Origin of the sequence: Dickeya sp. NCPPB 3274, assembly GCF_000406205.1 — a bacterium.
Classification (GTDB): Bacteria; Pseudomonadota; Gammaproteobacteria; order Enterobacterales; family Enterobacteriaceae; genus Dickeya; species Dickeya fangzhongdai.
Genome location: NZ_CM001979.1, coordinates 3,701,633 through 3,727,064, shown reverse-complemented (window position 1 = coordinate 3,727,064; position 25,432 = coordinate 3,701,633). Strand labels below are relative to the sequence as shown.

Sequence of the window (25,432 nt, the reverse complement as noted above, 5' to 3'; positions counted from 1 at the left end):
AATAATAAATGCTGGCTCCCGGGCGGGAGCCACTGCAAACGAAACAGTTTTGACTTTTTAGTGGCAAGGCAGGGCTGTTCCGTATGCTGTTGTTTAAAAAGGCATTATAGATCTATTGGTAACACATGAATCCCATCCTGATAAATCGTTTACAAAAAAAGCTGGGCTATACTTTCCAACAATATGACCTTTTATTGCAGGCGCTGACTCACCGCAGTGCCAGCAGTAAACATAACGAACGGCTGGAGTTCCTGGGGGATTCTATCCTGAGTTTCGTTATCGCCAATGCGCTGTATCACCGGTTTCCGCGTGTTGACGAAGGCGATATGAGCCGAATGCGCGCTACGCTGGTGCGCGGCAATACGCTGGCGGAGATTGCCCGAGAGTTTGAACTGGGCGAATGCCTGCGTCTTGGTCCCGGCGAATTGAAAAGCGGCGGTTTCCGTCGTGAGTCGATTCTGGCGGATACCGTGGAAGCGTTGATTGGCGGCGTGTTTCTGGACAGCAATATCCAGACCGTAGAGCGGTTGATTCTCCAGTGGTACCAGACTCGTCTGGATGAGATTAGCCCGGGCGACAAGCAAAAAGATCCGAAAACCCGCCTGCAGGAATTCCTGCAGGGACGCCACCTGCCGTTGCCTACCTATCTGGTAGTGCAGGTGCGTGGCGAGGCGCACGATCAAGAATTTACCATTCATTGCCAGGTCAGCGGGTTTAGCGAGCCGGTAGTGGGTACCGGGTCAAGCCGTCGTAAAGCTGAACAGGCTGCGGCGGAACAGGCCCTGAAAAAGCTGGAGCTTGAATGAGCGAAGAACAGACCTACTGCGGCTTTGTCGCGATTGTTGGCCGGCCGAATGTCGGTAAATCCACCTTGCTGAACCAGCTGCTGGGACAGAAGGTGTCCATTACCTCCCGCAAGCCGCAGACGACGCGTCACCGTATTATGGGTATCCATACCGAGGGGCCGTATCAGGCTATCTATGTGGATACGCCTGGGTTGCACATTGAAGAAAAGCGCGCCATCAACCGCCTGATGAACCGCGCGGCCAGCAGTTCGATCGGCGATGTGGAATTGATCATCTTTGTGGTGGAAGGTACCCACTGGACAGACGATGACGAAATGGTGGTGAACAAACTGCGCGACCAAAAAACGCCGGTGCTGCTAGCCATCAACAAAGTGGATAACGTGGCGGACAAGACCAAGTTGCTGCCGCATATCCAGATGCTGAGCGAAAAGATGAATTTCCTCGATGTGGTGCCGATCTCTGCTGAGAAGGGGACCAATGTCGATACCGTCGCCGCGATTGTGCGCAAACATCTGCCGCAGGCCATTCACCATTTCCCGGAAGACTATATTACCGACCGCTCACAGCGTTTCATGGCGTCGGAAATTATCCGCGAAAAGCTGATGCGCTTTCTGGGCGAAGAGTTGCCGTATTCGGTTACGGTGGAAATCGAGCGTTTCGTTGCCAATGAGCGCGGCGGTTACGACATCAACGGCCTGATTCTGGTGGAGCGTGAAGGCCAGAAGAAGATGGTGATCGGTAACAAAGGCGCCAAGATTAAAACCATCGGCATCGAAGCGCGTCAGGACATGGAACAGATGTTTGAGGCCAAAGTTCATCTGGAACTGTGGGTGAAGGTTAAATCCGGCTGGGCAGACGATGAACGTGCGCTGCGTAGCCTGGGTTATATCGACGATTTGTAAGGTGTGCGCCGATGGAAGGCTGGCAGCGCGCGTTTGTCTTGCATGGGCGACCTTACAGCGAAACCAGCCTGCTGCTGGATCTGTTTTCTGAAAATGAAGGTCGCGTACGGGTGCTGGCGAAAGGCGCCCGGGCGCGGCGCTCCAGTCTAAAAGGCGCTCTCCAGCCTTTTACGCCGCTGCTGGTGCGGTGGGGCGGGCGCGGCGAAGTCAAAACCCTGCGTAATGCCGAACCGGTTTCTCTGGCGTTACCGCTGAGCGGCCCGTTGTTATACAGCGGCTTGTACGTGAACGAGTTGCTGACGCGGGTGCTGGAACTGGAAACCGATTATTCCGCTCTGTTTTTCGATTATCTCCATTGCTTGCAACAGTTGGCTGCCGCCAGCGGCTCGCCTGAGCCAGCCTTGCGCCGCTTCGAACTGGCGTTGCTGGAGCATCTCGGTTATGGCGTGGATTTCCTGCATTGTGCCGGTAGCGGCGAACCGGTTGCCGATACCATGACCTACCGTTATCGGGCGGAAAAAGGCTTCATTGCCAGTCTGGTGGTGGATAACGTCAGTTTCACCGGACGCGAGCTGCAGGCGCTGGCGTCAAGGGAGTTTCCTGATATCGATACCCTGCGCGCCGCCAAACGTTTTACCCGCATGGCGCTAAAACCCTACCTTGGCGGCAAACCACTGAAAAGCCGCGAATTATTTCGGCAATTTATGCCAAAGCCCTATAAGGCGTCGCCGGACGGCAAGATCTAGTACCGGCAGGGTATCGTCATGCGCAGCCGGGGTGTACACTGCGGCGGTCATTTATTGTTGAAGGATGGATCATGGCTGAGTTGTTGTTGGGCGTAAATATTGACCATATCGCCACCCTGCGTAATGCTCGTGGCACGGCGTATCCCGATCCGGTACAGGCGGCATTTGTGGCGGAACAGGCGGGAGCGGACGGTATTACCGTACACTTGCGTGAAGATCGACGCCATATTACCGATCGCGATGTGCGCCTGCTGCGCCAGACCATCCAGACCCGCATGAATCTGGAGATGGCGGTAACGGATGAAATGCTGGCGATAGCCTGCGAACTGAAACCGCATTTTTGTTGCCTGGTGCCGGAAAAACGGCAGGAAGTGACGACGGAAGGCGGGCTCGACGTGGCCGGCCAGCTCGACCGTATTACCGCGGCGGTGACGCAATTGCGCCAGGCCGGTATTCAGGTGTCGCTGTTTATCGATGCCGACCACGCCCAGATCGACGCGGCGGTAGCCAGCGGAGCGCCTTATATTGAAATTCATACCGGCGCTTATGCCGATGCAGAAGATGACGCTGCCCGACAGCAGGAGTTTGAGCGTATCCGTGAAGCGGCGACCTATGCTGCGGGTCGGGGCATCAAGGTCAACGCTGGTCATGGTCTGACCTATCATAACGTCCAGCCGATTGCGGCGCTGCCGGAAATGCACGAGCTGAACATTGGCCACGCTATTATCGGACGTGCGGTGATGAGCGGCCTGTCGTCGGCGGTGGCGGAAATGAAAACCCTGATGCGGGACGCTCGCCGCTGATGGCGATTCTGGGTCTCGGCACGGACATCGTCGAAATCGCCCGTATTGAAGCGATCACCGGTCGTTCCGGTGATCGTCTCGCTCGCCGCGTGCTCAGTGAACAGGAGTGGTTGCAGTATCAGGCCCATTCGCAGCCGGTTCGGTTTCTGGCCAAGCGTTTTGCGGTCAAAGAGGCCGCCGCCAAGGCATTTGGCACCGGCATTCGTGATGGTTTGGCGTTTGCGCAGTTCGAAGTCGCGAATGATCCGCTGGGTAAACCGTGCTTACGGTTTCTGGCGCGCGCCGCCGAACTGGCCGAGACAATGGGTGTCCGGCACGTGCATGTTTCGCTGGCGGATGAGCGCCACTACGCCTGTGCTACCGTGATTATTGAAAATTAAAATTGAGTGGTATCGAGCTGGCCGATATTCAATGTTCGACAATTACAATTGATCGGCAACTACAATTGATCGGCATGGTGCAGCAGGACAAATTTTTCCCACAGTTGATCGTGGTTTTCCAGGTGGTTAGTGTCTTTGAGAATGGTGTTGTCTATCGGGCAGACCTTCTGACAGGTTGGCGTATCGTAGTGCCCGACGCACTCGGTACAGCGTAACGAGTCAATTTCATAGATCTCATCCCCCATCGATATCGCCTGATTGGGGCATTCCGGCTCACACATATCGCAGTTAATGCATTTCGCGGTAATCAGCAGCGCCATGTTTTCTTTCCTTTCATAAATCAGCCGCCGATTATACTCTTCTGCGAGCCGGTTACACAGCCTGGTTGCGGCATAAACGGTGCAGGCGGAGAAGGGCTAAAAAAAACAGCCTATTCGTTGGATTGAGAGACTATACGACGAAGACATTAATCACTATTATGCGATTGTAATGCATAATTTCTCATAGCTTTTTGATATAAAAAAACAAATATTCCCATGCAATGTGTCCGTCATATTCGCTTTGTACTGTAGCTCGCATTACAGTTGGCCCGGATAAAGATTGTCAGGGCAAGGTCGATAAACTCATGTATGCATGTGGTATACTTTTATTCGTAAGCATATCCTTCAATGGCGGAACATATAGTGCAGCAAAATAGTCACTTTAATCAGCCCGGCTCTGAAGCCTCCATCACCGGGGAGGCACAGTTTGCAGACGCTGATTACTGGCACAGCTGCCACAGGCGGTACAGATTTCAACCCATTTACCGTACTACCGGTCGCCTAATGGGAATTGAATTGCTGACAGCCGTTTTTCACCCGTCCATGCCGCAAAAATTTTTATCTCCTGAACACTACTTTGCCCGCCTCAATGTCGAAGAACGCTTAAATATCGTTATTGAACAATTACAACTGCTGAGCCAGTGGCATGACCGTTTTGTTCAGGACGGGCTGCGCGCATCCGTCAATATTGATGGGCTGACGTTGCTGGCGTTACAGGAAAACCGCAAAGCCAAAAAACTGCTGACGACCATGCCCTGGTTGCGTTTTGAACTGGTTGAAAGTCTGGCGGTTCTGCCTCACGACACGCTGGCGACATTGCCTGAAGCGGGGCGGCTCTGGCTGGATGATTTTGGCTGCGGCGTGGCGAATTTCTCCTCGCTGGCGCCGGCAAGGTACGACTGCATCAAGATCGCCCGCGAGCTTTTCATTATGTTGCTTAAGAGCAAAGAGGGGCGGCAGCTGTTTCCGTCACTGGTCACTCTGATTGCCACTTACTGTAATGATGTCGTCATTGAAGGGGTTGAAACTGAAGAAGAGTGGGAAATTGTCAGACAATCTAACGCCTCGGCAGCTCAGGGGTATTTCTTGTCCCGACCTCAACCGTTTGAAAATTTGGAAGATCTTCGGTCAGAGCTGTAATCATCCCTTCTTTTATGCCGCTTTGTTGCTTTTACCCGGGTGTGCAATGCATTCAGACTCTCCGGAAACCTGCCGGCGTTCTCGTTAGCGCGTTGAGGGTAAAAGAAAAATTCATACTCCATCAATATACAGTATAAAATAAATGATTAGATTGCTAGTCATGGACTTTTCATTTTTTATGCCTTGTTTTTTATATAAATATAGTGTTTTATGTGGCCGAGGTTCTGTTTGCTGAACAAGTAAACTGTGACGGTAGTCGAAAAAAACAGCAACCATAAGAGAAAGAACTGGTTGATTTTACTGATGCAATTATTTGATTTATAAAGACAAAAAAATTAATGTTTGCTACCAACGATCAAAAAACGACTGGTGATAGTTATTTTTGATTAAAATGGTGGGACTTATCGGTATAATTGATTTGCTTACGAAAAATTGATAGTCAAAATACTGCGCTACGAAATCTGTAAAGAGCTGTATCAAAATATTAGCCAGGCTTATGTCTATAACTATCATTAATATAACTGATTAAGCTAATTCTCTTGATTCTATTATTTAGGTCTGCACACGGCGATATAATGGAGGCTTTATGCTGTCGTTTTTATGGCTATGAACCTGTCCTGCAGAGCTGGATAGTTTTTTCATTCATCCTTTCTACTCTCCGGAAATGTGCCAACCCTGAAAATCCATACGAGGGGAGTTATTACCGGGATTTTTCGTCTTCAGTGATGCGATTTGTTCGATCAGGACCGTTCCGGGCCTGAGGAGAGTGTTATTGTGTATGAAATTATAATAACCCTATTAATAGTACTCTTAGGGATTTCTTCTGCAAGGAGCCGCAAATTCCAGGAAAAAGCTAACGCGGAACAAAAAAAGCAGGACTTCCTGAACATGGTGTTCTTTGCCGCCGAATACAGCCCATCATCCATTATGATCGCTAATGAAAGCTGCGAAATCGTGTACGTGAACCGGCAGTTCACCGTGATGTCGGGTTATGAAGCGGAAGAGGTGATCGGGCGCAAGACGAATATATTAAGTTCCGGTATGACCAACGCCAGCGTGTATGAGGAACTGTGGTCCACCCTGAATAAAGGCGAGATTTGGAACGGCGAGTTTATTAATCGTAAGAAAAACGGACAGTTATATTGGGAAAAAGCCAGCATCGTCAAAATATATAATAAAGCCAGCGATGCGGTTCAGTATGTCAGCATAAAAATGGATATCACTGAGCGCAAGACTCAGGAACACCACGACAACTCCTACAACCGCGCACTGGAGCTGCTGTCGAGCGGCGCGCCGCTGAAGGATATTCTGGATGCGATCATCTTCAGCGTAGAGGAGAAAAACCCCGGGAGAATTGTCTGTTCCGTTCTGCTGGTCGACAAGGAGAAGCGGTGCCTGACCCTTGGCTCGGCTCCCAGCCTGCCCGGCTTTTACAAGAACGCTATCCATAATGTGAAAATTGCCGACGGCGCCGCCTCGTTCGGTTCGGCCGCCTACTCCGGCAAGCGCGTGATTGCGGAAGACATTTCCACGCATCCCCATTGGGCGTTGTATAAAGGTCTGGCGTTGTACGCCGGCTTGCGTTCCTGCTGGTCTGAACCTATTTTCGGGCAGAACAAGGAAATTCTTGGGGTGTTGAGCGTTTATCACCGCAAGGTTTATTCCCCGACGGAGGACGAAATCGCTTCGATCGAGAAGTCAGCGCAACTGGTGGCGGTGGCGATCGAGCGTTACCGGGCGATTGATATGCTGCGCCGCAGTGAAGAGCACTATCGACAGCTGGCGCATTATGATTCTCTGACTTCGCTGGCCAATGGGCTGACTTTTGCCGAGCAAATGGAGCAGGCTATCCAGCTGTCTCGCCAGACCCACCGCAAGATCGCGTTAATGTTCCTCGATTTGGATAAGTTCAAGCAGATTAATGATACCTTCGGCCATGCGACCGGGGATCTGCTGTTGAAGGAAGCCGCGGCGCGTATGCGAGGCGCCGTGCGTGAAACAGATACGGTGTATCGCCGCAGCGGCGATGAATTCATCATCCTGCTGCAGGGGATCAAAGAGGTTGAGAACACATTGTATGTCGCGGACAAGATCCACCATGCCCTCAATGAACCTTTCTATATCGAGGGCAAGAAGCTGGATATCTCATGCAGCATCGGGATTGCGCTGTATCCGGAGCACGGTACGGATTCGCTGACGCTGGCTATCAATGCCGACGCGGCGATGTATCAGGCGAAGGCATTGGGACGAAGCCAGACCCAGATCTATCATGACTTGAACACCCACCAGTAAACGCCGATTCGCGTTATCTTTCCCGCAGCGCTTCCGCCCGAGCTTGCCGAATCGGTTTCAACAGATAGCTGAGCAATGTTTTCCTGCCGGTAATGATATTCACATTGGCGACCATGCTGGGAAGGATCAGCAGGGGCTTGTCGATACTCCCCAGATAGTTTTTCTCCGTACGCAACCTAACAAGATAAAAGCTGTTGCCGGCCTGATCTGTCACCATATCCTGGCTGATCTGATCGATATAACCTTTTAACCCGCCAAATGTGGTGTCGTCATACGCGGTGAACGTCATCATTGCTTCCTGACCGGGGCGCAAAAACGCCATATCCTGCAGCCTGACCCGCGCTTCGATCAGTAGCTTGTCATCCAGCGGCGTGATTTCCACCAGCGTACGGCCGGGAGAAATCTGCCCGGTAGTGGCATCGACCAGAATGTATCTGATAATGCCCCGCACGGGAGACACTACCAGCGACAGCTTATCCACCTTGTTTTCACCGGCGTCGGACGTGTTCGGGTTGGAGGGCTGGACATGCTCCAGCCGCATCAGGGGCTCGCCGACGTTAACGATCTGCCCTTCGCGGATATACATGTCGCTAAGTTCGCCCGTTTCCTGCGCCTGAACCCGATAGCGCTGCGACTGACTGACCGTTTTCCCTGTCGCATGCACAACTTCATCAATTTCGGCAACCGCCGCCCAACCGACCAGAAAGACCGCAAAAGCCAGCATGATCCAGATCGATAGCCGGATGATGCGGGGCGTATCTTCCACCAGCGCCTGACCCACGTCCGGCAGCGCCAGTGGATCCTGCTGGTGATGGCTGGAGAAATACGTGTTGAGATGTTGCACGAACTTAGCGAGACGCATTGATCTGCCCCTTCTTTAATGCATCCAGCACAATGGCTTTGGGACCATCGGCGATAATGCGCCCTTTGTCCACGATCACCAGCCGATCGACCAGCGTCAACATGGAAACCCGGTGCGTCACCAGCAGCAGCGTCTTGTTGGCGAGACAGGTTTGCAGAGCCTGCTTAAACCGGTCTTCACTGCTGTTGTCCATCGCGCTGGTGGGCTCGTCCATCACCAGAATTGGCGGATCAAGCAGCAGCGCGCGCGCAATAGCTACTGCCTGCCGTTGACCGCCCGATAGTTGCATACCCCGTTCGCCGACCTGCAGGTTATAACCGTCCGGGTGCAACCGGGCGAAATCATTCACGCCGGCGATATCCGCCACGCGCAGCATCGCGTCGTCTTCTACATAGCGGGCGCCGCAAATCAGGTTGTCCCGCAACGTACCGCTGAACAGCTGAATATCCTGCGGCACATAGCCGATGTGGTGACGCACATCGGCGATATCGAGCTGACGGGCGTCCACGCCGTCGATCAGCAGGTTGCCGTTGGTCGGTTGATAAAGGCTGGCGACCAGCTTTTCCAGCGAGCTTTTACCGGAGCCGGTGCGGCCGATAATGCCGACTTTTTCGCCGGGTCGGATCGACAGGTTGATATCAATCAGGGCGCGATTTTTCTGTTCCGGATAACGGAAGGTGACATCACGAAACTCGATGCTGCCCTGAATGCTTTCCCGTTTCAGAGGGTAGGGCTGTTCGCCCCGTTCCTGCGGTAATTCCATCAGACGCCGGGTTTCTTCCAGCGTCAGCCGCGCCTGCTGATAGCGGGTAAACAGCTCGGACAACGGCCCCAGCGTCATCAATGCCCGGCTGTTTAGCAGGTAACAAGCGAACAGCGTGCCCAGGGTCAGTTGGCTGTCCAGCAGCAGATATACTCCTGAGACAATCACGACTATGCCGGCGAGATGCTGGCACGATTGCGTCAGATGGGTGGCGATGGCCGATAATGTTTTCACCCGCGAGTCCAGCCGGCTGATGTCGCCGCTGATTTGTTCCCACTGGCGCTGGCGTTCGCCTTCCGCATTATTAATTTTGATGACATCCAGCCCGCCCAGCGTTTCGGTCAGCAGCGCCTGCCGTTCGTCAGTCAGACGCCGGGAATGGGCCAGCGCCGCCGTGATCGGCTGTTGCAACAGCCCGTTGATCAGCAGGACCAGCGGCAGCGTCAGCAACGGTATCCAGACCAGCGGACCACCCAGCATGCCGAGCAGAATCAGCATCAGCAGCGTGAACGGAAAGTCGATCAGCGTTCCCAACGTCAGCGACGATAACGTATCGCGCAAGGCCTGAAATTCCCGTACCCGGTGCGCCACCGCGCCGGTTCGTGCCGGAAAGGCCGACAGCATCATGCCGGTCAGGCGTTCAAACAAGGCGGCGGAAAGGATAAGGTCGGTCTTTTTCCCGGCGATATCGACGCAAATGCTGCGTAATATCCTCAGGATAAGGTCAAAGAGCAGGGCGATGCCGACGCCGGAAGCCAGCACCCACAAGGTGGTGGTGGTTTGATTGGGGATTACCCGATCGTAGACCTGCATGACGAACAGCGGGACAAACAACGCGATGATATTAATCAGCAGGCTGGCGACCACGGCATCCAGATGCAGACTGCGCGATAGCTTCAGCGTGTCCCGGAACCAGGCCTTGCTTCGCGGCAGCAGGGCTGTCGGAGAGGCTTCAAAGCGATGAGCCGACTGGGCGAACATCACCAGCCCCAGATAGTTTTGCTGCAAGGTATTGTGGTCGACCGTAATTTCGCCGCCTTCGGTTTCACCCGTCATCAGGCGGGCGTTGCCGTCTGCCGTCCAGCCCAGCAGGATGGCGGCGCGCCCTTCGCGCAGTAACAGCATAGCGGGCAGCGACATCGCCGGAATGGCATTCAGCGAGCGTTTGAGTATCCGGGCCCGCAAACCGGCGCGAGCCGCGGCGCGCGGCAACAAACTGGCGGGTAAACGCAGGTCTTCAAGCGGTAACCCCGCGGTCAGCGTAGCGCGGCTGGTCGGCTTTCCCTGCAGCCGACACAGGACCAACAGGCTGTCAAGCAAAGGGTCGTCGTGGCGGATGCGGGGATCCTGATGTTGCGGGGAATGATGATATTCCTCGCCGCCCGGTGGCTGCTCATGGTGTGTATTCATGTCGCTGCGCGTTCCTTAGCCATCGTGACCGCCTGCAGGCAACGCGATCACAGATAAAAAATAGAAAAAAGTGAGCAATATGGCCTGATTTTGTTGTTTTTTCAGGTTTTGACTGGCAAGCATTATTCATGGCGAACCTTGCCGGACGCAACCTTTCATTTCAAAGTCGCCTGTCAGAGTCATGCCGGGTTTGAGGCCGTCCCGTCGTTCCGCCCTGGCTGGAAATCATTCATGGCGGTCAATATAACTGACATTTTGATACGACATAATACGTTTGGTAATCAGTAAGCAGATAACGCTCTGCACGCGATTCAACCTGTCGTAAACGCGGAGATCGGGCAGAGAATCACGTGGATAGCTTGCCCGGCAGTGGTGAAAATGCCATGCTGGCGGGTGGCCTGACGTGATGTGCCGATGAGGGATCGCGAGCTTGTTCAGGCCCCGTCGTGCGGTACATGCGGTAGTACGCCCACGTGGCGGCACTGATTCCACCCAACAGATGGCAGGCGGTGCATCGGCATCAGACGTGCCATCCGGGAGCAGATGGAGACGATGGGTTTCCGATGCCGGCGCTCCCTGGCAGAAGCGTGCGTGTGCGTTGAGACGTGCTAGCGTGGTCGTCCTCTGCCGGTAGCCGGACATGCGGTTACCGTGCGCGGTAACATATGAAATCCTAATCAGGAGTAGAGAGCCGCCTTGCCAGGTGAGTTCTCTTTTGCAAATAAAAAAGGGCTTGGTATGTTTTATATTTTGCGTGACAGCAACGGCCATCTTATCAGGGTAGAAGAATCGCCGTTTCCCGAAATGAACGGCGAACTGCCGGATGGTTCTGTTGAAGCAATGGCATGGCTGAATAATCAGCAGGCTATTCTGGCTAACATCGAGCGACTGCGCAGCAGCGATCTGGAAATGGTGCGTGTACTGGAAGATCTGATTCAGGTGTTGATCACCAAGGGTCAGATTAACATCACGGATTTCCCGGCGGCCGCGCAGCTTAAACTCATCAACCGGGCACAGGCGCGTGAAGCGTTGGGTGATCTGGATTCGCTAATCCGCGAAGATGAGGACAAAATATTCTGATGTTGAGAAGTACTGACAAAACGGCTTGCCAGTTACCTTGCAAGCCGTTTTTTATTGGTTCGGCAGCGCGTTACCGATGAGCGCCGGTTGGCGGCGATTGACGCGGCTTGATGAGCAAGGCGACTGAATAATGATAGAAGACGAAAAAAGTATGGATTTCGGCGCACTGGTGTCGGAAACGCGTAATCCGGCGTCCATGAATCTGGATCAGCTGTCTACGCTGGAGATGGTGTCATTGTTCAATCAGCAGGACCACCGGGTGCCGGAGGCGATCCGTGAGGTTTTGCCGGCGATAGCTCAGGCTGTGGATGCCGCGGCTGGCTGCCTGAAGGCCGGCGGACGAGTTATTTACCTGGGGGCCGGTACCAGCGGCCGTCTTGGCGTACTGGATGCGTCGGAATGTCCGCCTACCTTTGGCGTGCCGCACGGATTGGTGGTGGGATTGATTGCCGGCGGCCCCGGAGCCTTGCTGAAGGCGGTTGAAGGCGCAGAAGATAACCCGGCGTTAGGCGAAGCGGATTTGATCGCGCTGACGCTAACTTCTCAGGATATGGTCATCGGCCTTGCCGCGTCGGGGCGAACCCCCTATGTGATTGGCGGCTTGCGCTATGCGCGTGCTTTGGGCTGCCGTACCGCCGCCATTTCCTGCAACCCGCATTCGCCGATTGCGCAGGCCGCGGAGATAGCCATTTCCCCGTTGGTGGGTCCGGAAGTGTTGACCGGCTCCACCCGGCTGAAATCCGGCACGGCGCAAAAACTGGTGCTGAACATGATTTCCACCGGCGCGATGGTGCGTTTGGGCAAGGTGTACCAGAACCTGATGGTGGATGTGAAAGCCACTAACGTGAAGCTGGTGGATCGCGCCTGCCGTATCCTGATGGACGCCACCGGCGTTGATCGGGATACGGCGCAGCGCTGTCTGGCGCAGACCGATTATGAGGTTAAACCGGCGATAGTGATGGTGGTGACCGGCTGCGATGTGCAACAGGCCAGACAACGGCTGGCCGAGAAAGACGGCTATCTGCGCGATGCGTTGGGCGTGGAGAGGACCTGATGCCACCAACACTGACTCGAACCACCGGAGAGCGTGCATGTTGAATTCATCGCCGACGGTCATGCGCGTTGTGTTCTTCGATCTGGACGGCACATTGCATCGTCAGGATCTGTTCGGCAGCTTTCTGTGGTTCTTGATCCGCCATTTACCGTTGAATTTGTTGTTGGTTGTCCCTTTGTTGCCTTTGCTGGCGGCAGGATTGACCATAAATGGCCGTACTGCTCGCTGGCCGGTTAGCCTGCTGCTGTGGGCGATCACGGCGGGGCGGCGTGAAGCGCGGCTGCGGCAGCTGGAGCAGGCGTTTGTGGTCTGGTTCCGCCAGCGGGTCACTCCTTTTCCTCTGGTTCGCCAGCGTCTGGAACGTTATCTGGCCGACAGCCGGTCGCAGGTCTGGCTGGTGACCGGTTCGCCGCAGCGGTTGGTTGAACAAGTCTATAGCGATGCGTCGTTTCTGCCGCAGGTCCAGTTGATCGGCAGCCAGATGATGCGGCGCTGGGGCGGTTGGGGGTTGAGCCTGCGCTGTCTGGGGCACGAAAAAGTCGTGCAGATGGAGCGTCGGCTGGGGACGCCGCTTGAGCTTTACAGCGGCTACAGCGACAGCCGGCAGGATAACTCGCTACTCTTTTTCTGTGCGCATCGCTGGCGCGTGACGCCGGCCGGCCATCTGCAGCAACTGGAATGACTCGCCGCCGCTGGCATGTATAATGCGCGCCGCACGTGATGAGGGCGGAAGCCAAGAGGAATGATGAGTAATCCAATGGATGATGAATTCTGGATGCGTCATGCACTGACGCTGGCGCAACGGGCCTGGGACGAAGGCGAGGTGCCGGTCGGCGCCGTGCTGGTGCAGGGAGACAAGATCATCGGCGAAGGTTGGAATCGCCCGATTAGCCGGCACGATCCCACCGCCCATGCGGAAATCATGGCATTACAGCAGGGCGGACAGGCGCTGCAAAACTACCGCCTGTTGGATACCACGCTGTACATCACGCTGGAGCCATGCGTGATGTGCGCCGGCGCCATGATTCACAGCCGCATCAACCGGCTGGTATATGGCGCGGCCGACGCCAAGACCGGCGCGGCCGGTTCATTGGTGGATATTCTGCGCCACCCGGGCATGAACCATCATATCGCCATTACCGACGGGGTACTGGCGGATGAGTGTTCTGATCTACTGAGCCGTTTTTTCCGTATGCGTCGTCAGCAGCAACGCGACGCGCGCTCCGCCGAACGGGACTCGTCCGACTGAGCGGCGGTTCGTCAGCGGGAAGGATTGGCGGTTAGCTGTTCCGGCGGTACGGCGGGATAAGCGCTGGCGGCCAGTTGTTGTTGTAACGCCCGGCTTTCTTTCTCCGACAGATACCCGACCAGACTAACCATATAGCGCCGGATGTTTTCCACGTAGTTGTAAGCCTCCTGACCGCGGGCGTAACCGTTGGGGGTCTGGGCGTAGTAGCGTTTCTGGCTCAGCATCGGCAGGCGTATTTTGACGTCGGCCCAACTGTCGGGATTCCCTTTCTGTTTTTCCGTCAGTTTGCGGGCATCCATCATATGGGCGTACCCCATGTTATAGGCGGCCAGCGCAAACCAGATACGTTCGTCCGTCGGGATGGTGGCCGGCACCTGCTGCATCATCTGATTCAGGTATCTGGCGCCGCCGCGGATACTTTCTTCCGGGTTGAGTCGATCCGCCACATCCAGGCTTTCGGCGGTATTGCGGGTCAGCATCATCAAGCCGCGCACCCCGGTCGGCGAGGTCGCCAGCGGATTCCAGTGCGACTCCTGATATGAAATGGCCGCCAGCAGTTTCCAGTCGATTTCTCTGGCGTATTTCTCGAACAGCGGACGCAGGCCCGGCAGGGTATTGTCGATGGCGCTGAGGAAGGTGGTGGTATCCACGTAGTCGAACTCGCCGACATGCCCGAGGTACTTCTCTTCCAGACGGGCGAGGGTGCCGTCTTCCATCATCTGGCTGAAGAAGTCGAGCAGCGCGGCGGAAAGGCTATCGTCGTGGTTTTGCCGCATATACCAGGTGACCGGCTCTTCGTCGCTGAGGTCGAACGACACCGCCAGTTGCGGGTGAATACGTTGCATCAGGCCGATGTTTATTGAGTCGGCGATGGTGTAATCCAGTTTTCCTTCCGCTACCTGTTTTAGCAGGTCCAGCTCGGACAGATCGGTGGCGACCTCCCAACTCAGCTGCGGATATTTACCGGCTTTGAAATCGCGCAGCGTGGCGGCGTGCGCCGAACCGGACAACACGGTCAGCTTACCCTGCAATTTGTCCAGCGCGCCGGGGCGAGCCGTGCCCATGCGATAGACCAGTTGCTGCGACACCGAATAATAGGAAGGACCGGCCCGGAAACGGCTCAGGCGTTCCCGGTTGTAAATCAGACCGGCGGCCAGCAGGTCGGCATTGTCGTTATCCAGATCGCTGAATAAATCGTCGACGTTTTGGCGCACCGATACCACCAGCCGCACGCCGAGGTAGTCGGCGAATCGTTTGGCCAGTTCGTAGTCCAGTCCGGTGGGGGAACCGTTGCTGAGCGTATAGGTCAGCGGAGAGGTCACGGTGCTGATGCGCAGCTCGCCACGTGAAAGGATTTGCCTTAGCTGAACATCCTGGTGACTGCGCCAGGGAATATTTGGCCACAGTGCCAGCGTCAACAGCAAAGCGATTACCCCGATGAAAACATAATTTATCGTTAAACGCTTCAATGAGTTGTCTCTCGGCGGCCGGTTGGCCTGTCTGTCTGTAACGGCAGTTTCTTATGCATCTGTCCCAGAGTCGGGGGGCATTTTGCTTAACAAACCGCCAGTGTGCAACTTTTATTAGTTTGCCTACTGTTTGACCGCAAGGTGCTCTCAATGTTTAACAATCGCTACGCAAACGGTTTCGTCGCGCGCCACTATTCTCTATAATAACGCGCGTTTCCCCCCTGTAGCGCCCTGACGCACTGTCTCCGGTGCCTCGAAGACGAGAGAAATTTAGATGATGGAAATACTGCGTGGTTCACCCGCCTTATCGGCTTTTCGTATCAATAAACTGTTGGCCCGGTGCAAAGAGTATCACCTGCCCGTCAGCGACATTTATGCCGAATACGTCCACTTCGCCGATGTGAACGCTCCGCTAAACCATGAAGAACAGTCACGACTGAGCCGACTGCTGAAATACGGCCCTTCTCTCGCAGAGCACGAGCCTACCGGGCGGCTGATTCTGGTGACCCCGCGTCCGGGCACCATTTCTCCCTGGTCTTCCAAAGCGACCGACATCGCACACAATTGCGGTTTGCCGAAAATCCGTCGTCTGGAGCGCGGTCTGGCGTTTTACATCCACGCGCCGACGCTCAGCGATGCGCAGTGGCGGGAACTGGCCGCGCTGCTCCATGACCGCATGATGGAAAGCGTGTTTGACGACCTGCAACAGGCCAATCTGCTGTTTTCCCAGCATCAGCCGGCTCCGCTGAAACGGGTGGAAATTCTGCTGCAGGGCCGCCCCGCGCTGGAGGAGGCCAACCTGCGTTTGGGTCTGGCGCTGGCCGACGACGAAATGGATTATCTGCTGGATGCTTTTACCAAACTGGGACGCAATCCGACAGATATCGAACTCTACATGTTTGCGCAGGCGAATTCCGAGCACTGCCGTCACAAAATCTTTAATGCCGATTGGATCATCAATGGCGAGACGCAGCCGAAGTCGCTGTTCAAGATGATCAAAAACACCTTTGAGCATACGCCGGACTATGTTCTGTCTGCTTATAAGGATAATGCGGCGGTGATGGAAGGGTCGGCTGTCGGCCGTTTCTTCCCTGATCCGCAGGGCGCTTACGGCTACCATCAGGAAGACGCGCATATCCTGATGAAAGTGGAAACTCACAACCACCCGACCGCCATTTCACCGTGGCCGGGCGCGGCGACCGGTTCCGGCGGCGAAATCCGCGATGAAGGCGCCACCGGACGGGGGGCAAAACCGAAAGCCGGTCTGGTGGGATTCTCAGTATCCAACCTGCGCATTCCGGGCTTTATCCAGCCGTGGGAGCAGGATTTCGGCAAGCCGGACCGTATCGTCAGCGCGCTGGACATCATGACCGACGGCCCGCTGGGCGGCGCGGCGTTCAATAACGAATTCGGCCGTCCGGCGCTGACCGGTTATTTCCGTACTTATGAAGAAGTGGTGGACAGCCATAACGGCGTTGAAGTGCGTGGTTATCACAAACCGATCATGCTGGCGGGCGGTATCGGCAACATTCGCGCCGATCATGTGAAGAAAGGCGAAATCAGCATCGGCGCCAAGCTGATCGTGCTGGGCGGCCCGGCGATGAACATCGGTCTGGGCGGCGGCGCGGCGTCTTCTATGGCCTCCGGCCAGTCTGACGCGGATCTGGATTTCGCCTCGGTACAACGCGATAACCCGGAAATGGAGCGTCGCTGTCAGGAAGTGATCGACCGCTGCTGGCAGCTCGGCGAACAAAACCCCATTCTGTTTATCCATGACGTCGGCGCCGGCGGCCTGTCCAATGCCATGCCGGAACTGGTTAGCGACGGTGGACGCGGCGGCCGTTTTGAGCTGCGCGATATCCTGAATGACGAACCGGGCATGAGCCCGCTGGAAGTCTGGTGTAACGAGTCGCAGGAGCGTTATGTGCTGGCGGTAGCGCCGGAACAACTGGCGCAGTTTGATGAAATCTGCCGTCGTGAGCGCGCGCCTTATGCGGTCATTGGCGAAGCCACGGAAGAACAGCATCTGACGCTCGGCGATCGCCATTTCAATAACAAGCCGATCGATATGCCGCTGGACGTGCTGCTGGGCAAAACGCCGAAGATGCTGCGTGATGTTGAGCGTAAAAACGTGGAAGGCACGCCGTTGAATCGCGAAGGTATTTATCTGGCGGAAGCGGTTGAACGTGTGCTGCACTTGCCGGCGGTGGCCGAAAAAACCTTCCTGATCACCATCGGCGACCGCACGGTAACCGGGATGGTGGCGCGCGACCAGATGGTCGGGCCGTGGCAGGTGCCGGTGGCGGACTGTGCTGTGACTACCGCCAGTCTGGATAGCTACTACGGTGAAGCCATGTCCATCGGCGAACGTGCGCCGGTGGCGCTGCGTAACTTTGCCGCTTCGGCGCGGCTGGCGGTCGGGGAAGCGCTGACCAACATTGCGGCGACGCATATCGGCGACCTGAAACGGGTGAAACTGTCCGCCAACTGGATGGCGGCGGCCGGGCATCCGGGCGAGGACGCGGGTCTGTATGAAGCCGTGAAGGCGGTGGGCGAAGAACTGTGTCCGGCGTTGGGGTTGACCATTCCGGTGGGCAAAGACTCCATGTCGATGAAAACCCGCTGGCAGGAAAACGGCGAAGACAAATCGGTAACGGCGCCGCTGTCGCTGGTCATTTCCGCCTTTGCCCGTGTGGAAGACGTGCGTCATACCGTCACGCCGCAGTTGCGTACCGACAAAGATAACGTACTGCTGATGATCGATCTGGGCGCCGGGCATCACGCGCTGGGCGCTACGGCGCTGGCGCAGGTTTATCGCCAACTGGGTCGTAAAACCGCGGATGTGCGTAATCCGGCCCAACTGGCGGGTTTCTTCAATGCGATGCAGGCTCTGGTGGCGAATCAGGCTCTGCTGGCTTACCACGACCGTTCAGACGGCGGCCTGCTGGTCACGCTGGCGGAGATGGCGTTTGCCGGGCATTGCGGCGTTAAAGCGAACATCGGCTCCATGGGCGAAGATGCGCTGGCGGTGCTGTTCAACGAAGAGCTGGGCGCCGTTATCCAGATCGAAGCTTCCCGCCGTGCTGAAGTGGAACAGGTGCTGGCTGAGCATGGCCTGGCGGATTGCGTGCATTATCTGGGACAGGCGGAAGTCGGCAACCACTTCATCATTCACAGCGGCAACGATGTGGTGTATCACGAAAGCCGCACTACGCTGCGCAACTGGTGGGCTGAAACCACCTGGCAGATGCAGCGCCTGCGTGATAACCCGCAGTGCGCCGATCAGGAACACCACGCCAAATCCGATGACAACGATCCGGGGCTGAACGTGGCGCTGACCTTTGATCTGCGCGAAGACATTGCCGCGCCGTTCATCAGCCGTCAGGCGCGCCCGAAGGTGGCGGTACTGCGCGAGCAGGGCGTCAACTCTCATGTGGAAATGGCCGCGGCGTTCCATCGCGCCGGGTTTGACGCCATTGATATTCATATGAGCGATCTGCTGGCTGGTCGCCGTGACCTGCAGGACTTCCAGGCGCTGGTCGCCTGCGGCGGTTTCTCTTACGGCGATGTGCTGGGCGCCGGTGAGGGCTGGGCGAAATCAATCCTGTTCAACGATCGGGTGCGTGATGAATTCGCCGCTTTCTTCCTGCGTCCGCAAACACTGGCGCTGGGCGTATGTAACGGCTGTCAGATGATGTCCAACCTGCGTGAACTGATTCCGGGGGCGGAACACTGGCCGCGTTTTGTGCGCAACAAGTCAGACCGTTTTGAAGCGCGTTTCAGCCTGGTGGAAGTGACCAACAGCCCATCACTGTTCCTTCAAGATATGGCCGGTTCCCGTATGCCGATCGCCGTGTCTCACGGCGAAGGTCGTGTAGAAGTGCGTGACGACGGTCATCTGGCCGCCCTGGAACAACATCAGCTGGTGGCGTTGCGTTTCGTTAACAACTACGGTCAGGTCACGGAAGATTACCCGGTTAACCCGAACGGTTCGCCGAACGGCATCACCGCGGTGACCAGCGTCAGCGGCCGCGCTACGGTGATGATGCCGCATCCGGAACGCGTGTTCCGTACGGTCAGCAACTCCTGGCACCCGGAGGAATGGGGCGAGGACAGCCCGTGGATGCGTATGTTCCGTAACGCACGCCGTCAGTTGGGGTGATGCGATAAAGTAATGCATTGATAATAAAGGGACTTCGGTCCCTTTATTTTTTTGTCTCAAATCAACGACAACGCCACGTTAGCCTGTCGCTAAAAGGTGACATTTATCTATTTGATTTTTAATGGTTGTTTCCGTTGCCCATCAGGATGTCTTTTTTTAGCGACAAAACGCTAAATTTCCGCCGGGTTGATGTGCCTTCTGGATCGCCGCTTCGATGATTTTTGATGTGATTATTTTATTTTTATTTGTATTTCAGTATCTTGTTTATTTTTAATTGATCATTGGCACGGTAAGTGCATAATGATGTCGCTGCTCATTCAACTGGTTATGATGGCATGGTGAACGTCATATTCATGCTCATAACATCCGGAATGATGCCAAAAGATAAGGTGCCTATCGTCCAGCTTTATTGATAACTGCCTTCGGGCTTTATCGCACATCGGGCGACACGTTGAGTGAGGCACCGCCTATTCAGAGACCCGGTCAGACAGTTACTGTGTGACCGGGTTTCGCTTTTTGGAGCCGCCGCTTTATGATCTGTCTGACGCTATTTTGCGAGCCGGCTCATGCTTTGCGGCCGGATTTTGCATTGCTGCATGGAATGATTGCGTGCGGTTTTCCGCGATCCTGACGGTCTGCTTTTGAGGTGATGCGGATAACGCGTACAATGGCGCGTTATTGCGAGCGATGTATCAAGCGGACTGTTCTGGCAGGTAACGATATGATTTCGTTGAAACGTTGGCGTTTTTTTCCACGCTCTTTGCGGCAGTTGGTCATTATGGCATTCCTGCTGGTTTTGTTGCCGCTGCTGGTGCTGGCTTATCAAGCTTACGAGAGTCTGGATCACCTCAGCGAGCAGGCTGCCGGAATCAATAACACCACACTGGCCGATGCCCGGCGCAGCGAAGCCATGACCAGCACCGCCGTTAGCATGGAGCGCAGCTACCGCCAGTTTTGCGTGCTGGGGGATCAAACCTTATCGCAGCTGTATCAAAACCAGCGTAAGCAGTATTCACAGATGCTTGACGCCCATGCGCCGATTCTGCCTGACCCTTCCTACTATCAAAATCTGCGGCAATACCTGACGCAACTGACGGATATCCGTTGTCAGAATAATGGTCCGGCGGCGGCATCCGCCACGGTACTGGATAATTTCTCCCGCACGAATGCCCAAATGGTGCAGGCAACCCGCGAAGTGATTTTTTCGCGCGGGCAGCAGTTGCAACAAGACATTGCCGAGCGAGGCCGTTTTTTCGGCTGGCAGGCGCTGGTGCTGTTTCTGGTCAGCGTGCTGCTGGTGATGCTGTTTACCCGGATGATTATCGGGCCGGTGAAAGGCGTCGAGCGCATGATCAACCGGCTGGGAGAAGGCCGTCCGTTGGGCCGAATCGCCAGTTTCAGAGGGCCGACGGAGATTCGCTCTCTGGCGCAGCGAATCATCTGGCTGAGCGAGCGTCTGTCCTGGCTGGAAGCACAGCGTCACGAGTTTTTGCGCCACCTGTCCCATGAGTTGAAAACGCCGCTGGCGAGCCTGCGTGAAGGGGCGGCGTTGCTGGCGGACGAAGTGGTCGGCACGCTGACGGCTGACCAGAAAGAGGTGGTGGCGATTCTCGATAACAGCAGTCGCCATCTGCAGCAGCTGATTGAGCAATTGCTCGACTATAACCGGAAACTGGCGGATGCGCCGGCCGGGCTGGAACAGGTGGATATCGACGATATCGTCAATATGGTTGTCTCTGCTCACAGCCTGCCGGCGCGTGGCAAGCTGATGCAAACGCATATTGAACTGGATGCGAAGGCGTGTCGGGCGGAAACCACGCTGTTGATGCGGGTGATGGATAATCTCTATTCCAATGCGGTGCACTACGGGCAGGAATCCGGTAACATTTGGATCCGCAGCCGTCAGGTCGAGGGCCGGGTTCAGATCGATGTCGCCAACAGCGGCACACCGATTCCTGAATCGGATAAAAGCATGATATTCGAGCCTTTTTATCAGGGAACTCACCAGCGCAAGGGCGCAGTAAAAGGGAGTGGCCTGGGATTGAGCATTGCGCAGGACTGCATCCGCCGTATGCAAGGGGAGCTGAATCTGGTCACGGTGGATTACGCCGATGTCTGTTTCCGTATTGAATTACCATTGAACACTGAGAATTAACCATGATTGCACGGTTGTTAAGCCTCCTGTCGTTACGAGGTCCGGTGATGTCGTTGTCCGGCCCGGAGGTGGTTGCCGCGCTGAAAAAGCGGCTGATCCTGCCATGGCTATTTTTACCGGCTGTTTTACTGGCTGGCTGCGCTCAGGATAACGACAATACCCCCGCCGAGCGGCGAGGGACAGAGATAGTCAGTCCGCCTAAAGAGCAGGTGGCGGATTACCGCACCATGTCCTGTGGGCGGTTGTGGCAACTCCATAACACCGATGCGATGAACAACGCGCTGTACTGGTTACGCGTGATGGATTGCGCTGCGCGCATGACGCCGGCGCAGGCGCGGCAGCAGACGCTATTGGTGGGAGAGAATGACTGGAGCGGTTTGTTCCGTCAGGCCATCTTGCTGGATAACGCCGAAACCACGGTGCAGGAGCGTCGCCAGATTATTGAACAACTGAACCGTCATCGGCTGAACGTGCCGCTGACGTTGCTGCCGCTGTTCCAGGTCTGGCTGGATAAACAGAACCTGATGTTGACCCTGGCTGATGAGCGTCAGCGTTTCCAGCGGACACAGGAAAACAGTGACAAACAGCTGGAAGTTATGCATGAACAGCAGAATCAGTTGCAATCCCAGTTGGAAACCACGACGCGTAAACTGGAAAATCTGACCGATATCGAACGTCAGCTCTCATCGCGTAAGCCGGTCCAGAGCGATTTGCCGGATGGTGAAGGGCGTCGGTCGGTAAAAAGCGGTGAAAGCGAAACACCGCCCGCAGTGGTGAAAAAAGGAATGAAAAGCGAATGACCACCCGAAAATCCGCCAGCCTGCTGTTAGTGGATGATGATCCCAGCCTGTTGAAATTGCTGGGAATGCGCCTGACCAGTGAAGGGTTTACCGTTACCACGGCAACCAGCGGTCAGGACGCGTTGCGGTTGTTGCTGCGGGAAAAAATCGATCTGGTGATCAGTGATTTGCGCATGGATGAAATGGATGGGTTGGCCTTGTTTGCCGAAATCCAGAAAAATCAGCCGGGAATGCCGGTGATTATCCTGACTGCGCACGGTTCTATCCCCGAAGCGGTGGCGGCAACGCAGCAGGGCGTATTCAGCTTTTTGACCAAGCCGGTTGATCGCGACGCGCTATACAAAGCGATTGATGATGCGCTTAAGCTGTCGCCGCCGGCAAGCGATGAGAGCTGGCGCGCCGCGGTAGTGACGCGCAGTCCGATTATGCTGCGCCTGCTCGAACAGGCCAAAATGGTGGCGCAGTCGGATGTCAGCGTATTGATTAACGGTCAGAGCGGCACCGGGAAAGAGGTGCTGGCACAGGCGATTCACGCCGCCAGCCCCCGGGCGGGAAGGCCGTTTATCGCTATCAACTGCGGCGCATTGCCGGAACCTTTGCTGGAGTCCGAATTATTCGGCCATGCCCGTGGGGCCTTTACCGGCGCTGTCAGCCAGCGCGAGGGGTTATTCCAGGCGGCGGAAGGCGGTACGCTGTTTCTGGATGAAATCGGCGACATGCCGCTCGCGTTGCAGGTGAAGCTGTTGCGCGTATTGCAGGAGCGTAAGATCAGGCCGCTGGGCAGTAACCGGGATATAGACATCAATGTGCGGATTATTTCCGCCACCCATCGTGATTTACCCAAAGCGATGGAGAAAGGGGAGTTTCGTGAGGATCTTTACTATCGCCTCAATGTGGTGAACCTCAAACTGCCTGCATTGAATGAGCGAGCTGAAGATATTCCGCTATTGGCCAACCACTTGCTGCGCGAAGCGGCGGCACGACACAAACCCTTTGTACGCAGTTTTTCGACGGACGCTATGAAACGCCTGATGGCGGCCAGTTGGCCGGGCAACGTGCGGCAACTGGTCAATGTGATTGAGCAATGCGTCGCGCTGACCAGTGCGCCGGTAATTGGCGATGCGCTGGTGGAACAGGCGCTGGAAGGGGAAAATACGGCGCTGCCTACGTTTGCCGAAGCGCGTAACCAGTTTGAGCTCAATTACCTGCGCAAATTACTGCAGATCGCCAAAGGTAACGTGACGCAGGCGGCGCGTATGGCGGGGCGAAACCGTACGGAATTTTATAAATTGCTGGCGCGGCATGAACTGGACGCCAACGATTTTAAAGAATAGTGTTAAGTTATTGTGAATTGCATGGCCGATCATGATTTCGCCGTGCTGGCTCTGGCCGCTACATAGTGATGATTAGGATTTCACCATGAAAAAAATTGATGCGATTATTAAACCATTCAAACTGGATGATGTACGCGAAGCGTTAGCCGAGGTTGGCATCACCGGGATGACGGTTACGGAAGTAAAAGGATTCGGACGCCAGAAAGGTCATACCGAGCTGTATCGCGGCGCGGAGTACATGGTGGATTTTCTGCCGAAAGTGAAAATTGAGATCGTGGTGTCCGACGATATCGTCGATACCTGTGTGGAGACCATCATGAGCACCGCGCAGACCGGCAAGATCGGCGACGGCAAGATCTTTGTCTTTGACGTGGCTCGTGTAATCCGTATCCGCACCGGCGAAGAGGACGAAGCCGCCATCTGACAGCGATTGTGCTTTTCGTGTTTCGGAAAGACAAACAGCCAGCCGTTAGCGGCTGGCTGTTTTGTTGTCAGCCGTAAACCACCTCCTGGGGAAGCGGCGATTGTTGCATCAGAATGGTCATCCGTCAGGGTAGTGTTGGCGTCCAGTCGCCCAGCACTTTGCTCTGGGTGTACTCTTTCGCCTGTGCGTCGGTCAGTTGCCGACGGTCTTTGCTCACCGCAGCTCCCGCACCATAGGATTTGTACTCGAAGAAACGAGAATCTTCCGGATAGAACCAGATGGTATTGCCGTTCTTGTCCTTGCCGGACATCTTGTCCCAACCATAAATATGGTTATCCATACTGGTGTTCAGGAAAACGGTCTGACCAATAGCGTTCGGATCCGCGTAACGACCATCAGAGAAGGTCGTTGTCGGATGCCAGGGGCGACCCAGCCCGTAGCTTTTCGCCGGTACCGAGTCGCTTTCCCGAATCACGCGGCTGTTGGTGATCACCAGACCATACTTCTGATTGATGTTGGTGCTGGGCGCGGTCAGGTAACCGGAGATACCGCCGCTTTTCACATCAGCGCGATAGCGGGAAACCAGATCGCAGTTGTCGAACAGCGCGGTGCCGTCGCCAAAGATAAAGTCAACTGTGCCGCTGATACGGCAATCGGAGAAGAAGCTGCGGCCGCCGGAAACATACAGCGTGTCCTGATAGCCGATCAGGCTGACGTCTTTGAAGTAGGCGCGGTCGCCGCTTTTGTTGACGTAAAGCGCTACCGCCTGCGTGTCCTTGATTTTACTGCTGTCGCTGTCGCTTTTGGCCTGATTGGCCGGGAAATCAAAGTCGTTGCGAATGGTCAGCGACTGGGCGCTGAAATCCTTGGCGCTGATGGTGATGGTGCTGCTGCCTGCCGTTCCCCATTTGCTGCCGTCCGACTTCAGGGTGCCCGCCGCCGTAGCGGCGGCAATGACGGTACCGCTGCGGCTTTCGCCTTTCAGGTGCAGGTTACTGCGGGTAATCGTCAGGCGTTCGTTATAGACGCCGTTCTTGATCAGAATGACGAATGGCGTGCTGCCCGCCGGGGCGCTGGCAATCGCATCGGCAATGGTTTTGAAGGTTTTGCCGTCGCTGGCGGATTTTGACACCACAGCGTTGTAGGTTGTCGCTGCCTGTGCCTGATGTACGCTGGCGGCGATAATCAGCGACAGCGCAAGGGTTCCAGAGATCGTTTTTAACATACACATATTCCTTTAGTGGTGGGTGACAGAAGTCCAGGTGCTTCATGCACGAGTAA

General features: G+C 55.6%; 21 protein-coding genes. 16 read left to right on the top strand and 5 right to left on the bottom strand.

What is annotated here, in order from left to right; translation table 11 throughout:
- The first annotated feature begins 125 nt into the window (after positions 1 to 125).
- The 5 genes from rnc (at position 126) to acpS (ending at position 3,637) form a co-directional block, all read left to right on the top strand.
- A complete protein-coding gene (gene rnc / locus DXX3274_RS16590; RefSeq protein ID WP_013319008.1) occupies positions 126 to 806 on the top strand; it encodes a ribonuclease III in 681 nt (226 codons plus the stop codon).
- Positions 803 to 1,708 (top strand): GTPase Era, encoded by a 906-nt coding sequence (gene era / locus DXX3274_RS16585; protein WP_038666713.1) that lies wholly within the window; start codon positions 803 to 805, stop codon positions 1,706 to 1,708. Before rnc ends, era begins: the two co-directional genes overlap by 4 nt.
- An 11-nt stretch (positions 1,709 to 1,719) precedes the next feature.
- Positions 1,720 to 2,454, top strand: coding sequence for a DNA repair protein RecO (recO, locus tag DXX3274_RS16580; protein WP_039694066.1), 735 nt, complete (start codon positions 1,720 to 1,722; stop codon positions 2,452 to 2,454).
- 71 nt (positions 2,455 to 2,525) lie between these two features.
- The gene (gene pdxJ, locus DXX3274_RS16575; RefSeq protein ID WP_042860725.1) at positions 2,526 to 3,257 is read left to right on the top strand and encodes a pyridoxine 5'-phosphate synthase; all 732 of its coding nucleotides are present in this window, start codon (positions 2,526 to 2,528) and stop codon (positions 3,255 to 3,257) included.
- A complete protein-coding gene (gene acpS, locus DXX3274_RS16570; RefSeq protein ID WP_038666722.1) occupies positions 3,257 to 3,637 on the top strand; it encodes a holo-ACP synthase in 381 nt (126 codons plus the stop codon). The genes pdxJ and acpS overlap by 1 nt, the downstream gene beginning before the upstream one ends.
- A gap of 59 nt (positions 3,638 to 3,696) precedes the next feature.
- On the opposite strand, the gene DXX3274_RS16565 is transcribed toward acpS, so the two are convergent.
- Positions 3,697 to 3,957, bottom strand: coding sequence for a YfhL family 4Fe-4S dicluster ferredoxin (locus DXX3274_RS16565; RefSeq protein ID WP_042860724.1), 261 nt, complete (start codon positions 3,955 to 3,957; stop codon positions 3,697 to 3,699).
- A 348-nt stretch (positions 3,958 to 4,305) separates the two neighbouring features.
- Between DXX3274_RS16565 and pdeH the strand changes: the two genes are divergently transcribed.
- On the top strand, positions 4,306 to 5,097 hold the full coding sequence (pdeH, locus tag DXX3274_RS16560; RefSeq protein WP_071603976.1) for a cyclic-guanylate-specific phosphodiesterase: 792 nt from the start codon (positions 4,306 to 4,308) through the stop codon (positions 5,095 to 5,097).
- Between the two features lie 774 nt (positions 5,098 to 5,871).
- Positions 5,872 to 7,389, top strand: coding sequence for a bifunctional diguanylate cyclase/phosphodiesterase (locus DXX3274_RS16555; RefSeq protein ID WP_042860721.1), 1,518 nt, complete (start codon positions 5,872 to 5,874; stop codon positions 7,387 to 7,389).
- 13 nt (positions 7,390 to 7,402) lie between these two features.
- On the opposite strand, the gene DXX3274_RS16550 is transcribed toward DXX3274_RS16555, so the two are convergent.
- Positions 7,403 to 8,251, bottom strand: a complete 849-nt coding sequence (locus DXX3274_RS16550) for an HlyD family efflux transporter periplasmic adaptor subunit (RefSeq protein ID WP_042860720.1) — start codon at positions 8,249 to 8,251, stop codon at positions 7,403 to 7,405.
- Entirely contained in the window at positions 8,238 to 10,424 is a 2,187-nt protein-coding gene (locus DXX3274_RS16545; protein ID WP_042860719.1) for a type I secretion system permease/ATPase, read from the bottom strand. Before DXX3274_RS16545 ends, DXX3274_RS16550 begins: the two co-directional genes overlap by 14 nt.
- A gap of 738 nt (positions 10,425 to 11,162) precedes the next feature.
- Here DXX3274_RS16545 and DXX3274_RS16540 point away from each other — a divergent pair.
- The 4 genes from DXX3274_RS16540 to tadA all read left to right on the top strand — a co-directional run bounded on the left by DXX3274_RS16540 (position 11,163) and on the right by tadA (position 13,807).
- Positions 11,163 to 11,504: a tryptophan synthase subunit beta gene (locus DXX3274_RS16540; protein ID WP_038921083.1), complete on the top strand. Its 342-nt coding sequence runs from the start codon at positions 11,163 to 11,165 to the stop codon at positions 11,502 to 11,504.
- A 130-nt stretch (positions 11,505 to 11,634) separates the two neighbouring features.
- Positions 11,635 to 12,558, top strand: coding sequence for an N-acetylmuramic acid 6-phosphate etherase (gene murQ, locus DXX3274_RS16535; RefSeq protein ID WP_042860718.1), 924 nt, complete (start codon positions 11,635 to 11,637; stop codon positions 12,556 to 12,558).
- Between the two features lie 37 nt (positions 12,559 to 12,595).
- Complete coding sequence (gene yfhb / locus DXX3274_RS16530) at positions 12,596 to 13,240, top strand: phosphatidylglycerophosphatase C (protein WP_042860717.1); 645 nt, start codon at positions 12,596 to 12,598, stop codon at positions 13,238 to 13,240.
- Between the two features lie 63 nt (positions 13,241 to 13,303).
- On the top strand, positions 13,304 to 13,807 hold the full coding sequence (gene tadA / locus DXX3274_RS16525) for a tRNA adenosine(34) deaminase TadA (protein WP_038919879.1): 504 nt from the start codon (positions 13,304 to 13,306) through the stop codon (positions 13,805 to 13,807).
- Between the two features lie 11 nt (positions 13,808 to 13,818).
- On the opposite strand, the gene mltF is transcribed toward tadA, so the two are convergent.
- The gene (mltF, locus tag DXX3274_RS16520) at positions 13,819 to 15,276 is read right to left on the bottom strand and encodes a membrane-bound lytic murein transglycosylase MltF (RefSeq protein ID WP_038666748.1); all 1,458 of its coding nucleotides are present in this window, start codon (positions 15,274 to 15,276) and stop codon (positions 13,819 to 13,821) included.
- Between the two features lie 277 nt (positions 15,277 to 15,553).
- Here mltF and purL point away from each other — a divergent pair, with 277 nt between their 5' ends.
- The 5 genes from purL (at position 15,554) to glnB (ending at position 24,151) form a co-directional block, all read left to right on the top strand.
- A complete protein-coding gene (purL, locus tag DXX3274_RS16515; protein ID WP_042862181.1) occupies positions 15,554 to 19,438 on the top strand; it encodes a phosphoribosylformylglycinamidine synthase in 3,885 nt (1,294 codons plus the stop codon).
- Between the two features lie 721 nt (positions 19,439 to 20,159).
- Positions 20,160 to 21,593 (top strand): sensor histidine kinase KdpD, encoded by a 1,434-nt coding sequence (locus tag DXX3274_RS16510; protein ID WP_042860716.1) that lies wholly within the window; start codon positions 20,160 to 20,162, stop codon positions 21,591 to 21,593.
- Between the two features lie 2 nt (positions 21,594 to 21,595).
- On the top strand, positions 21,596 to 22,393 hold the full coding sequence (gene qseG, locus DXX3274_RS16505; RefSeq protein ID WP_042860715.1) for a two-component system QseEF-associated lipoprotein QseG: 798 nt from the start codon (positions 21,596 to 21,598) through the stop codon (positions 22,391 to 22,393).
- Complete coding sequence (glrR, locus tag DXX3274_RS16500; protein ID WP_038666757.1) at positions 22,390 to 23,727, top strand: two-component system response regulator GlrR; 1,338 nt, start codon at positions 22,390 to 22,392, stop codon at positions 23,725 to 23,727. Before qseG ends, glrR begins: the two co-directional genes overlap by 4 nt.
- A gap of 85 nt (positions 23,728 to 23,812) precedes the next feature.
- Positions 23,813 to 24,151, top strand: a complete 339-nt coding sequence (gene glnB, locus DXX3274_RS16495; protein ID WP_013318986.1) for a nitrogen regulatory protein P-II — start codon at positions 23,813 to 23,815, stop codon at positions 24,149 to 24,151.
- A gap of 124 nt (positions 24,152 to 24,275) precedes the next feature.
- On the opposite strand, the gene pemA is transcribed toward glnB, so the two are convergent.
- On the bottom strand, positions 24,276 to 25,376 hold the full coding sequence (gene pemA, locus DXX3274_RS16490; RefSeq protein WP_042860714.1) for a pectinesterase PemA: 1,101 nt from the start codon (positions 25,374 to 25,376) through the stop codon (positions 24,276 to 24,278).
- Positions 25,377 to 25,432 lie beyond the last annotated feature (56 nt).

Coding starts and splice junctions, on each gene's coding strand:
- acpS (WP_038666722.1), top strand. CDS start 3,257: ATGGCGATTCTGGGTCTCGGCACGGACATCGTCGAAATCGCCCGTATT.
- yfhb (WP_042860717.1), top strand. CDS start 12,596: ATGTTGAATTCATCGCCGACGGTCATGCGCGTTGTGTTCTTCGATCTG.
- pdxJ (WP_042860725.1), top strand. CDS start 2,526: ATGGCTGAGTTGTTGTTGGGCGTAAATATTGACCATATCGCCACCCTG.
- rnc (WP_013319008.1), top strand. CDS start 126: ATGAATCCCATCCTGATAAATCGTTTACAAAAAAAGCTGGGCTATACT.
- pdeH (WP_071603976.1), top strand. CDS start 4,306: ATGGCGGAACATATAGTGCAGCAAAATAGTCACTTTAATCAGCCCGGC.
- pemA (WP_042860714.1), bottom strand. CDS start 25,376: ATGTTAAAAACGATCTCTGGAACCCTTGCGCTGTCGCTGATTATCGCC.
- DXX3274_RS16545 (WP_042860719.1), bottom strand. CDS start 10,424: ATGAATACACACCATGAGCAGCCACCGGGCGGCGAGGAATATCATCAT.
- qseG (WP_042860715.1), top strand. CDS start 21,596: ATGATTGCACGGTTGTTAAGCCTCCTGTCGTTACGAGGTCCGGTGATG.
- glnB (WP_013318986.1), top strand. CDS start 23,813: ATGAAAAAAATTGATGCGATTATTAAACCATTCAAACTGGATGATGTA.
- era (WP_038666713.1), top strand. CDS start 803: ATGAGCGAAGAACAGACCTACTGCGGCTTTGTCGCGATTGTTGGCCGG.
- glrR (WP_038666757.1), top strand. CDS start 22,390: ATGACCACCCGAAAATCCGCCAGCCTGCTGTTAGTGGATGATGATCCC.
- recO (WP_039694066.1), top strand. CDS start 1,720: ATGGAAGGCTGGCAGCGCGCGTTTGTCTTGCATGGGCGACCTTACAGC.
- purL (WP_042862181.1), top strand. CDS start 15,554: ATGGAAATACTGCGTGGTTCACCCGCCTTATCGGCTTTTCGTATCAAT.
- DXX3274_RS16540 (WP_038921083.1), top strand. CDS start 11,163: ATGTTTTATATTTTGCGTGACAGCAACGGCCATCTTATCAGGGTAGAA.
- murQ (WP_042860718.1), top strand. CDS start 11,635: ATGATAGAAGACGAAAAAAGTATGGATTTCGGCGCACTGGTGTCGGAA.
- DXX3274_RS16510 (WP_042860716.1), top strand. CDS start 20,160: ATGATTTCGTTGAAACGTTGGCGTTTTTTTCCACGCTCTTTGCGGCAG.
- tadA (WP_038919879.1), top strand. CDS start 13,304: ATGAGTAATCCAATGGATGATGAATTCTGGATGCGTCATGCACTGACG.
- DXX3274_RS16565 (WP_042860724.1), bottom strand. CDS start 3,957: ATGGCGCTGCTGATTACCGCGAAATGCATTAACTGCGATATGTGTGAG.
- DXX3274_RS16550 (WP_042860720.1), bottom strand. CDS start 8,251: ATGCGTCTCGCTAAGTTCGTGCAACATCTCAACACGTATTTCTCCAGC.